This window comes from Rhodococcoides kyotonense, assembly GCF_900188125.1.
GTDB classification, from domain to species: Bacteria; Actinomycetota; Actinomycetes; order Mycobacteriales; family Mycobacteriaceae; genus Rhodococcoides; species Rhodococcoides kyotonense.
This window is the reverse complement of sequence record NZ_FZOW01000006.1, coordinates 145,450-157,734: the sequence shown is the minus strand read 5'-3', so window position 1 is coordinate 157,734 and position 12,285 is coordinate 145,450. Positions and strand designations below refer to the sequence as shown.

Annotated in this window: 9 protein-coding genes; 5 read left to right on the top strand and 4 right to left on the bottom strand. The window is 63.6% G+C overall.

Annotation, left to right across the window (positions count from 1 at the left end; genetic code table 11):
- From CHB96_RS12145 to CHB96_RS12135, 3 genes are read left to right on the top strand one after another with little or no spacing between them, the layout of a single operon-like run.
- The gene (locus tag CHB96_RS12145) at positions 1 to 1,029 is read left to right on the top strand and encodes an ABC transporter permease (protein WP_245865529.1); all 1,029 of its coding nucleotides are present in this window, start codon (positions 1 to 3) and stop codon (positions 1,027 to 1,029) included.
- Positions 1,030 to 1,067: 38 nt separating this feature from the next.
- Positions 1,068 to 2,195: a sugar ABC transporter substrate-binding protein gene (locus tag CHB96_RS12140; RefSeq protein ID WP_089246425.1), complete on the top strand. Its 1,128-nt coding sequence runs from the start codon at positions 1,068 to 1,070 to the stop codon at positions 2,193 to 2,195.
- Between the two features lie 7 nt (positions 2,196 to 2,202).
- Positions 2,203 to 3,030: a sugar phosphate isomerase/epimerase family protein gene (locus tag CHB96_RS12135; protein ID WP_245865527.1), complete on the top strand. Its 828-nt coding sequence runs from the start codon at positions 2,203 to 2,205 to the stop codon at positions 3,028 to 3,030.
- Between the two features lie 52 nt (positions 3,031 to 3,082).
- Here CHB96_RS12135 and CHB96_RS12130 read toward each other — a convergent pair whose 3' ends face one another.
- The 3 genes from CHB96_RS12130 to CHB96_RS12120 are packed head-to-tail and all read right to left on the bottom strand — an operon-like array spanning position 3,083 to position 6,548.
- Entirely contained in the window at positions 3,083 to 3,865 is a 783-nt protein-coding gene (locus CHB96_RS12130; protein ID WP_245865525.1) for an SDR family NAD(P)-dependent oxidoreductase, read from the bottom strand.
- Positions 3,862 to 4,812, bottom strand: coding sequence for a TIGR03619 family F420-dependent LLM class oxidoreductase (locus tag CHB96_RS12125; RefSeq protein ID WP_089246421.1), 951 nt, complete (start codon positions 4,810 to 4,812; stop codon positions 3,862 to 3,864). Before CHB96_RS12125 ends, CHB96_RS12130 begins: the two co-directional genes overlap by 4 nt.
- A complete protein-coding gene (locus CHB96_RS12120; RefSeq protein ID WP_089246760.1) occupies positions 4,809 to 6,548 on the bottom strand; it encodes a PEP-utilizing enzyme in 1,740 nt (579 codons plus the stop codon). The genes CHB96_RS12125 and CHB96_RS12120 overlap by 4 nt, the downstream gene beginning before the upstream one ends.
- 268 nt (positions 6,549 to 6,816) lie before the next feature.
- On the opposite strand from CHB96_RS12120, the gene CHB96_RS12115 reads away from it, so the two are divergent.
- Complete coding sequence (locus CHB96_RS12115) at positions 6,817 to 10,200, top strand: pyruvate carboxylase (RefSeq protein WP_089246419.1); 3,384 nt, start codon at positions 6,817 to 6,819, stop codon at positions 10,198 to 10,200.
- A 59-nt stretch (positions 10,201 to 10,259) separates the two neighbouring features.
- On the opposite strand, the gene CHB96_RS12110 is transcribed toward CHB96_RS12115, so the two are convergent.
- Complete coding sequence (locus CHB96_RS12110) at positions 10,260 to 11,405, bottom strand: acyl-CoA dehydrogenase family protein (protein WP_089246417.1); 1,146 nt, start codon at positions 11,403 to 11,405, stop codon at positions 10,260 to 10,262.
- A gap of 85 nt (positions 11,406 to 11,490) precedes the next feature.
- On the opposite strand from CHB96_RS12110, the gene CHB96_RS12105 reads away from it, so the two are divergent.
- Entirely contained in the window at positions 11,491 to 12,282 is a 792-nt protein-coding gene (locus CHB96_RS12105; protein ID WP_089246415.1) for an enoyl-CoA hydratase/isomerase family protein, read from the top strand.
- Positions 12,283 to 12,285 lie beyond the last annotated feature (3 nt).

The window sequence follows — 12,285 nt, the reverse complement described above, 5'->3', positions numbered from 1 at the left end:
ATGACAACACAATCCCACGAAGGAACGTCCGCAGCGCCGCAGACTCCACAGCCTGGGGGTGACGACGCAACACCGGCGAAGCCTCCGCGGCGGATGCCGAAGCTGGGGCTCGATCGCTTCAGCGGGCTGTACGTCTGGGTCGCGATCATCGTGTTGTTCGCGATCTGGATTCCGAACACCTTCATGACCGAAGGCAATTTCAGGATCATCGCAGGCGATCAGGCCATCACGGCCATGTTGGCGATCGGTCTGATCGTTCCGCTGGCAGCGGGAGTGTTCGATCTGTCCATCGCCGGGGTGATGGGGTTCTCGGTCGCGATGGTGTCCTATCAACTGTCGCAGGGCATCAGCGCGCCGATCGCGGTCGTCACGACTCTGCTGTGCGGCGCGTTGATCGGCGCGGTCAACGGCTTCGTCGTGGTGAAGTTGAACGTCGATTCGTTCATCGCGACGCTCGGTATGTCCAGCATCCTTCTTGCCGGAACCTATTGGGTCACAGACGGAAAGCAGATCACCGAGGGTTTCACCGACGGCTTCCTCGACATGGGCAGCAAGCCGTTCCTCGGGCTGCCGTTGCCGTTCTTCTACATGATCGCGGTCGCCATCGTGATGTACGTCCTCCTGGAGAAGACCCCACTGGGTCGCTATCTCTACGCGACGGGCGGAAACCGTCAGGCTGCGCGATTGGCGGGCCTGCGTGTCGAGCGAATCATGTTCGGCGCCTTGGTCACATCTGCTACGGTCGCAGCGCTGACGGGTGTGGTGCTGGCCGCCAAACTCGGTACCGCGGCTCCCGATATCGGGCCCTCGTACCTGCTCCCCGCATTCTCGGCGGTCTTCCTCGGTTCCACACAGATCCGAGCCGGACGCGTGAACGTGCTCGGTACGTTGATCGCCATCTACCTCCTCGCGACCGGGGTCAAGGGGCTCCAGCTCGCCGGTGCACCCAGCTTCGTCAACGACCTCTTCAACGGTCTCGCCCTCATCGTCGCCGTGGCTCTCGCCGCGCGCACTGCCCGTCGCAAGTGAACTGCCCGTCGCAAGTGAACTTCCCGAAAGGAACGCATGTGTTGACCCGAACCCGGACGAGGGCATTCGTTGCCGTCGTCTCCGCAGCCCTGATGGCATCGGCATGCAGCAGCAGCTCTGCCGACGAAAGCACCGGCGTCGCAGCCGACGTCGCCGCTGCCCAAGCGGTGGCCGATCAGTACGAGGCCGCGCCGACGGATCTCGTTCTCGACACCCCGCTCAGCCGGGCGCCGGATGCAGGCAAATACGTGATCAGTATCGAGACGCCCCAACCGATCTCGAGCGCGAAGAACGACGCCATCCAACAGGCCGCCGACGTCCTCGGGTGGCGCTACCAACGCATTCTGATGGGCACCGATGCCGAGGCTGCGCCCAAGGCCGTCGATCAGGCCATCGCGTTGAAACCCGACGCCATCCACGTTGCCGGCACCCCGTTGACCATGCTGACGAAACAGATCGAATCAGCGCGAGCAGCGGGCATTCCGGTGATCGCCGACAGCATTGCCGGCCCGCCGGTACCAGGCGTGATCTCCACGGCGCTCGACGGTGACGCGCAGGTCCAGGAGTGGGGCAAGATGGTCGCCAGCCAAGTGGTCGCGGACAGCGAAGGTGAGGCGAACGTCGCGATCTTCTCGATCACCGACTACTCGATCCTCAACGTGTTCACCGATGCGTTCACCGCACAGTTGAAGGAACAGTGCCCGGACTGCAAGGTTCAGCTCGTCAACCAGCAGGTCACGGATCTGGGAACGAAGACACCGCAGAGCGTCGTCAGTACGCTTCAACGTGATCCGACGATCAACTACGCGCTGTTCTCGTTCGGTGATCTGGTGCTCGGAGTCGACGCGGCACTGCGCGGTGCGAGCCTGCAGGATCAGGTGACGTTCGCAGGCCAGACGCCGACGCCGGACAATCTGCAGTCGCTGAAGGACGGCGACAACAGTGTGTGGGTCGGATTCCCGGTCCAGATCCTCGGGTGGCGCGTCCTCGATACATTGGCGCGTCAGTTCAACGGTGACGACCTTGCCGTCGCCGACGCCGCGTTCATGCCGACCCAGCTTCTCAATGCGGACAACATCGAATCGGCTGTCCTGGACGAGGACACCGGATATTACGTGGGTGTCGCCGACTATCAGGACCAGTTCGCGACCCTGTGGCAGAAGTGATGTGGCGGTGAGCGATCCCGCTTCCGGGCGCATCGTCTCGCTGTCTCACCTGTCGGCTCTGCACGTGGAGCCGCCTCGGCTCGTCGAACTCGCCGCCGCAGGCGGGTTCGACGCGGTGAGCCTGCGCGTTGCACACACGGCGGCCGAGAGAGGTTTTCAGCTTCCATCGGGATCCACAGCCCTTCGTGACACCCGATCTGCACTGGCGGACAACGGGTTGCGGGTGCTCGACGTCGAGGTGGTCAAGCTGCACGCCGGTAGCGTGCGCGGGGACTGGATGTCGGTGCTCGAGGCCGGGGCGGAGTTGGGTGCCAGCTATGTGCTGGTGACCGTGCTGGACGAGGATCATCGTCGCGCCGGGGACACGTTCGCGAACTTGGCAGAGCTCGCGGCCGAGCACGGCCTGCGATGCTGTCTGGAACCCATGGTGTTCTCGTCGGTACGCGACATGGCGTCGGCGTCGGATTTTCTCGCAGGCGTCCCCGGTGTCGATGCCGGACTTCTGGTGGACGCTCTTCACTTCGAGCGTGCAGGATCCACCATCGATGACTTGAATCCCGTTTCGGTGGAACGCTTTCCGTACTTCCAGATCTGTGATGCCGCATCGGCAGGACCCTTCGTCGATCTGGACACGGCGGTCGCGGAGGCTCGGACCGACAGGATGGCGCCGGGGGAGGGTGTGCTCTCGCTCGCTCCGCTCGTGGCGGCACTGCCGTCGACCGCCGCGGTGAGTGTCGAAGTGCCCTCCGCTCGCGGAGTCGACGACCCAGCCGGGTGGATCGCCCATCTCGGTCGAACGACCAGGGAAGTCCTGGAACGTACTTCAGTCGAGTAGCGAGAAGAAGGGCCCGTCACCACGAGGTGACGGGCCCTTCTTCTCGTGGTGACTATCCGACCGCGAGCGGCGCGGGTATCGGAAGGGTTTGCCCGCTGCCACACGTGGCGCCACCGTCGACGGGAATTGCGGTTCCGGTGACGAAGGACGCGAGAGGCGACGCGAGGAAGGAGATGACTTCGCCGACTTCTCGTGCCGTGCCCCAACGATGCAGGGGCACCATGGCTTTCAGTGTCTCGTAACGGTCGGGTGTGTTCACTTCGATGCGCTTGGTCATGCCCGTTCCTATCGGCCCGGGGCACACCGCGTTGACGCGGATGCCGTCGTTGGCGAGATCGAGGGCGAACGACTTCGCCAAGTTCACCACGCCTGCCTTGGCGGCGGCGTACGGCCACCGATTCGGTTCACCGCCCATCGCGGTCGCGGATGCGGTGATCACGATCGATCCGCCTCCCGACCGTCTGAAAACTGGAATCGACTCGCGTACACCGAGAACGACCGCACGCAGGTTGACCTCGATGGATCGGTCGAAGACGTCCATATCGAGAGTCTCGATCGAACCGGAAGCGGGGACGCCTGCGTTGAGGACGAGCGCATCGAGTCGACCGAATTTCCGTTCGGCTTCGACGACGGCGGCTCGATTGTCGGCCGGATGGGTGACGTCTCCGACGAACGGCACTGCATTGTCGTTGCCCGCCAACCACTCCAAGGACTCCGGTGTCGTGTCGAACGCGATCACGGAACCGCCCCGTTCGAGGATGATCTCGGTCGTCGCGCGCCCGATCCCCGACGCGGCACCGGTCACCACCGCGACGATGCCGGCCACTTCTGTCACGACGTACTCACTTTCTCGGATTCGGTGGACAGTTCGTCGGCGGTCTCCAGCAGCGACGCCAACCGGGAGGGTGCTTCTGCCCAGTCGGCAGGTGAACGCATCTCGTCCCAGAAGTTCAGCTCGACGAGCAAGTGTTCTGCGCCCGACGCGATTGCGGTGCGAATGTCGTTCTCGACGCCGCGGATTCCCTGTCCGCTCGAACCGACGTCGTCGGTCGGGCGCTGCAGGTAGGACCGAAGGAAGAGTCGAACCGGGTCCATGCCCGTCGGGCGCAGGTTCGCCATGGTGTCGAGCTGGCCTGCCAGAGCATCCACGGTTCCGCTGCTGGGGTTCCATATGTCGAACAGTGCTGCGGTCCTGGCCAATCCGGCTGCGGACCGTAGCCCCGACAGGAGCGGTGGGTGCGGCTGTTGCAGCGGCTTAGGGCGTACGACGGAACGCGGAATGGTGAAGAAGTCACCGTCGAACTGCACGGGGTCGGGACCCCAGCAGGCCCGAACCGCCTCGATCAGTTCGCTCATGCGTCTGCCGCGAGTTCGCGGATCGACGTCCATCTGAGCGTGTTCCTCATCGGACCAGCCGGCGCCGAGGCCGGCGATCAAGCGTCCACCCGACAGGACGTCCAGAGTCGAAAGCCGTTGTGCGAGCTCGATCGGACGGTGATACCCGGCTACCAGGATGCTGCTGCCGATCGCGACCGTCTTGGTGCATGCTGCGGCGAATGCCATCAGCTCGGTCGCGCCGAGCACCGAGCGATACGCCGGGTGCACGCTCGTGGTGTGTCGTCCGCCGTAGATGGATTCGTTGGCCTCGGGATAGAAGAGGTGTTCTTGTACCCACAGGCTGGAGAATCCGAGTTCCTCTGCCGCGACGGCGAAGTCGCGGACGGCGACGACGTCGACGTGGTCGCCGAGTTGAGGGAGGCTGAGGCCGATCTGCAGACTCATAGAACCGTCACCGTTCCTGTGTTGCCGTCGACCTCGATCATGGCGCCGTCGGGAATGCGCGCAGTCGCGTCCTGCACCGACACCGCACACGGAATGCCCAGTTCGCGACAGACGATCGACGAGTGAGTGATGGTGGCGCCGACATTGACGACGACACCGCCTGCGAAGACGAAGAGCGGTGTCCACGCCGGGTCGGTCTGTGGCGCGACGATGATGTCACCCTCGGCGAGATCACCGACGTCGTACGGGTTGTGCAGAATTCGAGCGCGACCCCGACTGACACCGGGTGCACCTGCGACGCCCGGCAACGTGTCACCCGGTACGGCGATCTGCGCCTTGTGTTCGGTGCGACGCGGCCACTGCGACAACGGAAGCGGTTCGAACAGGAAGAACGGCGGCTCGAGATCGAACAGCGCCAGGTACTGTTCGCGTCGTTCGGCGATGGTGCTCGCGAACGACTCGGGGTCGGAGACGAAGGAATCGAGCTCGTCGTCGAGCAGCATCGTGATGTCGTGGTGATCGGCCATGACGCCGCGTTCCGCCATCCGGTGGCCCAATTCGTAGAGCGCCGTGCGCATTTCGCCCATCACTTTCACGCATGCGGTTTTGGTGCGTTCACGCCACGGCATGAACTTCGTGATGGACTTCGCGGCGTCGAGGAAACTCTGCCGAGTGGCGTCGTCGGGCATCTTGTCCGCGAGTTCGGCAGTGAGCGTGATCCGCTTGGACTCGTTTCGAGCGCGAATCTTCTCCGGGTCGGAGTCCTCCTGGCTCGACCGCATGCCGTTGATCGCGAGAAGCGCCAGGACCGGCTTCGATTCCCAACTGTCCGAACGGATGTCCCATTCGTTCGGCGCACGGGACCCGTACTTGTACAGAAAGTCGTCGAAGTCGATACGGAACTGTTTCGCGTCGGGAGATCCACTGGCGTCGACCGCGTCGAGAAGGGCGGACAGGCCGTCGTCGAACAGGGCCGTGAGCTCTTCGGACCCGGCAACCAGTCGTCCCAGGTTCCACAGTGCGTACGAGGGTGCTGCGGAATCGACCCCGCCCAGGCCACTGAGCAGGTCACCGAGCTTGTCTGCCTCGCCGATGCTCTCGAGCAACGCGCCCGCAACAGCGGGACCCATGGTGGACAGTGTGGTGGTCACAGGGTGGTAGGCGTAGCAGAAGACGAGATCGGGAACGAAGGATCGGGCATGGTCGACGAGAGCCTGATCGCTCAGTGTGGTGACGTCCGGCCGATTTGTGCGCGCCAGATCCGCACGCCGCTTTGCTTCTTCCGCTTCAGGGAACGTGTCGGTGGTCAGTGCCCATGCGGTCTTCTTCGCGAGACCTTCGGTGAGCATGTCGTTCTGATGCCACGGATTCTCTACGTAGTCCGGTATGTCCGGATGGTCTCCTACCCAGAGGGTGTTCCACACGGGAACGGTCAACCCGGGCAGTCGCGCTCCGTTGAGTTCGGTCATCGAGAAGTTCGTGTAGTGGTACCCACCGAAGTTTCCGATGATCTCCGGCATCGTCTCGTCGATCTCGGACGCCAGATGCGTGCCGAGATGCTCGATGTATCCCTCGCGCCACCCGATGTTGAGACCCTTGTTCCATACGAGGGTCACGTTGAGCGGACTCGACGGGTCGGGGAGAACTTCGCCTGCGTTGGCCCGTGTGTACACGGGGTAGCGCTCGCTGAACTCCCAGTCGGTGATCCAGCGGTCGGGTGTCTGCTCGTCGCTCATCGAGTCCTCCTCCGAGAGTGTGCGGCTGTATTTCAAGTCGCACTATAGAAAGTTCGTGCTTATGAAACCATGTACAGAGATGTTCCGTGGCAAGTTGAGCACCGAATATCGATGTTCTTCACGATCTACTAACTTTAAGTCGAATCTAGTATTGAGTCGCGCACTGTGCGAGACTCGGGTCACATTCTGCGTCCCTGCCGCCGAACGTGGACAGCGCCCCGAAGCGCAGTCGTCGCGTTGCGTGCACGGTCGAACCCGGGAGGAACTCATGTTCGAGAAAGTTCTCGTCGCCAATCGTGGAGAGATCGCTGTCCGGGCGTTTCGCGCGGCGGTCGAGTTGGGTGCTTCCACCGTCGCTGTCTATCCGTTCGAGGACCGAAACTCCGCGCACCGCGCAAAAGCGTTCGAGTCCTACCAGATCGGCGAGAAGGGCCATCCTGTCCGTGCTTATCTGTCGGTCGAGGCGATCATCGACGTCGCGGTCGAGGCAGGTGCCGACGCGATCTATCCGGGATACGGATTCCTCTCGGAGAACGCGGCATTGGCTGCTGCGTGCCGATCGGCCGGCATCACGTTCGTCGGTCCGTCGGCCGAGGTTCTCCAGCTGACCGGAGACAAGTCGCGGGCGGTGGCAGCGGCGAAGGAGGCAGGCCTGCCGGTCCTTGCGTCGTCCGATCCGTCCGGCGACGTCGACGAGTTGGTCGCGGCGGCCGAGAACCTGGTGTTCCCGCTGTTCGTCAAGGCGGTCGCGGGAGGTGGAGGCCGCGGGATGCGACGGGTGGCGGACCTGGGCCAGTTGAGGGAGGCGATCGGGGCCGCGTCTCGCGAAGCCGAGACGGCCTTCGGTGACGGCACGGTCTTCCTCGAACAAGCCGTCGTCGATGCGCGTCATATCGAAGTGCAGATTCTCGGCGATGCGACAGGGGAGGTCATCCACCTGTTCGAACGTGATTGCTCAGTACAGCGACGACACCAGAAAGTGGTCGAGGTAGCTCCGGCTCCTGGGCTCGATCCCGTTCTACGGGAACGTATCTGCGCCGACGCCGTCCGATTCGCCAAGCACATCGGGTACACGTGCGCCGGCACGGTCGAATTCCTTCTCGACGCGGACGGCACGTACGTGTTCATCGAGATGAACCCGCGAATTCAGGTCGAACACACGGTCACCGAGGAGATCACCGATGTGGATCTCGTGGCGTCGCAGCTGCGTATCGCGTCAGGCGAGACGCTGGCCGAACTCGGACTGACGCAGGCGGACATAGCAATTCACGGCGCCGCGCTTCAATGCCGCATCACGACAGAAGATCCGACCGACGGATTTCGGCCCGACGTCGGGAAGGTGACCGTCTACCGCACACCTGGTGGCTCCGGTGTGCGACTCGACGGCATAGTGGAAGTGGGATCCGAGATCGGCTCCCACTTCGATTCGATGCTCGTGAAGCTGACATGCCGCGGTCGTGATTTCGCCACCGCCTGTGCGCGGTCACGACGCGCCGTTGCCGAGTTCCGGGTCCGCGGCGTCTCGACGAACATCCCGTTCCTGCAGGCGGTACTGGACAGTCCCGACTTCCTGGCGTGGCGGGTCACCACCACGTTCATCGAAGAACATCCTGAACTGCTGACTCGGAATGTCTCCGCAGATCGGGGTTCGAGAATTCTTCGGTATCTGGCCGATGTCACCGTCAACCGCCCGCACGGCGAACGTCCGTCGGCCGTCTACGCTACGGACAAGCTTCCTCCGGTGGATCTCGATGTGAGGCCACGGTCGGGTTCACGCGACCGGCTCGCCGAGCTCGGCCCGTCGGCCTTCGCGGCCGAATTGCGAGCTTCCTCGGCGTTGGCGGTCACCGACACGACATTCCGTGACGCTCATCAGTCGCTTCTGGCCACCAGGGTGCGGACACGAGATTTGGTCGCAGTCGCGCCCCACGTCGCTCGGCTGACACCGCAACTGCTCTCGGTAGAGGCATGGGGCGGCGCCACTTACGATGTGGCTCTGAGGTTCTTGCACGAAGATCCATGGGAGAGGCTCGCTGCGCTGCGCGAGGAGATACCGAACATCTGTCTACAGATGCTGCTGCGAGGCCGGAACACCGTCGGGTACACGGCCTACCCCGACCGCGTGACCCACGCGTTCGTGCAGGAAGCCACCGACACCGGTGTCGACATCTTCCGAATCTTCGACGCGCTCAACAACGTCGACCAGATGAAGCCCGCCATCGACGCGGTCCGCGATACCGGATCCGCCGTTGCGGAAGTAGCGATGTCGTATTCCGGTGACCTGTCGAATCCCGGCGAATCCCTGTACACACTCGACTACTACCTGCGGCTGGCCGAGGAGATCGTCGACGCGGGCGCCCACGTCCTTGCCATCAAGGATATGGCAGGCCTGCTGCGTCCGGTGGCGGCCGCAACGCTGGTCGGCGCTCTGCGTTCACGCTTCGACCTACCGGTGCATCTGCACACCCACGACACACCGGGCGGCCAGCTGGCGACCTACTACTCGGCGTGGCAAGCGGGGGTCGACGCCGTCGACGGCGCGAGCGCAGCGTTGGCAGGCACCACCAGCCAACCGGCTTTGTCGGCGATCGTGGCCGCCACCGAACATACGGAACGAGACACAGGATTGGATCTGAAGGCCGTATGCGACCTCGAACCGTACTGGGCGGCAGTGCGTTCCACGTATGCGCCGTTCGAGTCGGGATTGCCTGCGCCGACGGGACGTGTCTACACCCACGAAATTCCAGGCGGGCAATTGTCGAATCTGCGCCAGCAGGCCGCCGCGCTCGGCCTGTCGCATCGTTTCGAGGACGTCGAGGCAGCGTATGCGGGAGCCGACCGAGCGTTGGGACGCTTGATCAAGGTGACACCGTCGTCGAAGGTCGTCGGTGATCTTGCGCTTGCCCTGGTCGGAGCGGACGCGACAGCGGCCGACTTCGCCGCCGAACCGGCCAAGTACGACATCCCGGACTCCGTCATCGCTTTTCTCCGCGGAGAGCTCGGCGAGCCTGCCGGTGGATGGCCGGAACCACTTCGACGTCGAGCGCTCGCCGGACGTCCACCGGGTAGCCCACCCGCCGAATTGACCGTCGACGACGTCGCAGCACTCGAAAAGTCGGGCGAGGAACGACGAACTACGCTGAACCGCTTGCTTTTTCCAGGACCGGCCGAGGAGTTCGAACAACACCGAACCCGGTACGGAGACACGTCTCAGCTCTCGACCAATCAATACTTCTACGGATTGAGGCAGGGGGAGGAGCATCGAGTTCGACTCGACAAGGGTGTGGAATTGCTCATGGGTTTGGAAGCGATCTCCGAGCCGGATGCCGACGGAATGCGGAACGTACTGTGCATCCTGAACGGCCAGTTGCGTCCGGTTCGAGTGCGAGACCGCAGCGTCGAGAGCAGTACCCGATCGGCGGAGAAGGCCGATCGCGCCGACCCGGGACACCTCGCCGCCCCGTTCAGCGGCGTCGTCACGTTGTCGGTGAAGGAGGGGGACACTCTCGCTGAGGGAGAGCCCGTCGGCTCGATCGAAGCGATGAAGATGGAGGCGACCATCAGTTCGACGAAAGCCGGCGTGGTCACCAGGGTTCCGATCGGGCCCAACGCTCAGGTCGACGGCGGTGATCTGCTGTTGGTCGTCACCTGACCCCATGTGCACGAAAATACCTACCCCTCTATGTATTTTCGTGCACATGGGCGCAGCCCCTACAACCCCAGATCCCGCCCGATCAGTTCCTTCATGATCTCGTTCGACCCGGCCCAGATCTTCGTGACCCGCGCGTCCTTCCATGCACGCGCGGCGCGGTACTCGTTCATGAATCCGTAGCCGCCGTGCAGCTGGACGCAGTGGTCGAGAATCTCGTTCTGCACCTGCGACGTCCACCATTTCGCCTTCGCGGCGTCGATGGCGGTGAGCTCGCCGTTGCCGTGGGCGACGATGCAGTTGTCGACGAATGCCTGTGCCACATCGAGTTTCGTGACGAGCTCGGCGAGCAGGAATTTGTTCCACTGCAGCGAGCCGATCTGCTGCCCGAATGCCTTGCGGTCCTTGGCGTATTGGATCGTCTCGTCGAGGATCGGACGCACGTGCCCGAGGTTCGCCACGGAAGCACTGATGCGTTCCTGCGGCAGCAGCTGCATCATGTGGATGAATCCGCCGTCGAATTCGCCGATCATGTTGGCCGACGGCACCCGAACGTTCTCGAAGAACAGTTCTGCCGTATCGGATTCGGGCTGCCCGACCTTGTCGAGCTTGCGTCCGCGGGAGAAGCCTTCGGTACCGTTCTCGACGGCGAACAGCGTGATGCCCTTCGCCTTCTTCTCCGGCGTCGTGCGCGTCGCGACGATGACGAGGTCGGCACTGTTGCCGTTGGTGATGAACGTCTTCGACCCGTTGATGATGTAGTCGTCGCCATCCTTCACCGCGGTGGTCTTCAGCGACGCGAGGTCCGATCCGCCCGACGGTTCGGTCATCGCGATAGCCGTCAGGATTTCGCCGCTGCAGAACCCGGGTAGCCAGCGCTTCTTCTGCTCTTCGGTGGTCAGCTGGACGAGGTACGGCGCGACGATGTCGTAGTGAATGCCGAAGCACGACGCCACCGCGGCGCTCGACCGCGACAGTTCCTCACCCAGGACCGCGTTGAAGCGGTAGTCGTCGGCGCCGCTGCCGCCGTACTCTTCCGGCACTTCGAGGCCGAGGAAGCCGTTGCGGCCCGCTTCGAGCCAGATCTCCCGATCGATGAAGCGCTGTTCGATCAGCTTCTCTTCGACGGGTGTGATGGTGCGTGCGACGAACTCGCGAACGGATTCGCGGAACGCGTCGTGGTCCTTCTCGAACAGGCTGCGCCTCATGTGTGTTCCTCCCGGTAACGGCTATATCGACGCAATATACTCGCCGGTAACTTCGGGGATTGCAGCGTATGGCACTCTGACGGTCATGGCTGATCAACCCACCTCTCTCGTCAGGTACACCACCGACGCCGGCGCCGAGGTCGCGGTACTGACCTTCGACCACGGCCCGCTCAACCTCTTCGATCACGCGATGTTCGGCGCCGTCGCCGCGAACATCGCCGATCTGACGGCGAATCCGCCCAGGGCCGTGCTGCTGCGGGCGGAGGGCAAGGTCAACTCCGCAGGCGTCGACGTGCATGTGTTCGACGGGCTGTCGGCCCAGCAGGGCGCCGATCTGTGGCGGAAGCTGTTCGCCGAGATCGCTCATCCACTCGAAGCCCTGCCGTGCCCCGTCGTCTACGCCGCACACGGGCTGACCCTGACGGCAGCGTTCGAGATATCACTCGCCTGCGACATCATCCTCGCGTCGCCGAAGGCGAAATTCGGCCTGGTGGAGATCGTCGTCGGGCTGACCCCGTCGATGGGTGGCCCGCAGCGCCTCGCCGAACGCGCCGGCTCCGGACGCGCGCGCGAGTTCGTCATGACGGGCGACCTCTACGACGCGGCAACCATGAAGGAGTGGGGCGTCGTCAACAGCATCCACGACGATGTCGACGCCTCTGCCGCACAACTGGTGGAGCGGTTGGCCTCCGGTCCCACGGTGGCTCACGCTGCCACCAAAAAGATTGTGGCAGCGTGGCGTTCGGGCGGTGTCGAGCACGCGGACGAGATCACCGCGGACGTCTCGGGGGCACTGTTCGAGACGAAGGATCTGAAGGGTGCGGTGAAGAGTTTCCTGGAAAACGGTCCGGGGAAGGCGAGTTACACAGGCGAGTAAAGT

Bases quoted from the DNA above. Each gene is read 5' to 3' on its own strand.
- CHB96_RS12145 (WP_245865529.1), top strand. From the start codon at position 1: ATGACAACACAATCCCACGAAGGAACGTCCGCAGCGCCGCAGACTCCA.
- CHB96_RS12125 (WP_089246421.1), bottom strand. From the start codon at position 4,812: ATGAGTCTGCAGATCGGCCTCAGCCTCCCTCAACTCGGCGACCACGTC.
- CHB96_RS12120 (WP_089246760.1), bottom strand. From the start codon at position 6,548: ATGAGCGACGAGCAGACACCCGACCGCTGGATCACCGACTGGGAGTTC.
- CHB96_RS12115 (WP_089246419.1), top strand. From the start codon at position 6,817: ATGTTCGAGAAAGTTCTCGTCGCCAATCGTGGAGAGATCGCTGTCCGG.
- CHB96_RS12110 (WP_089246417.1), bottom strand. From the start codon at position 11,405: ATGAGGCGCAGCCTGTTCGAGAAGGACCACGACGCGTTCCGCGAATCC.
- CHB96_RS12105 (WP_089246415.1), top strand. From the start codon at position 11,491: ATGGCTGATCAACCCACCTCTCTCGTCAGGTACACCACCGACGCCGGC.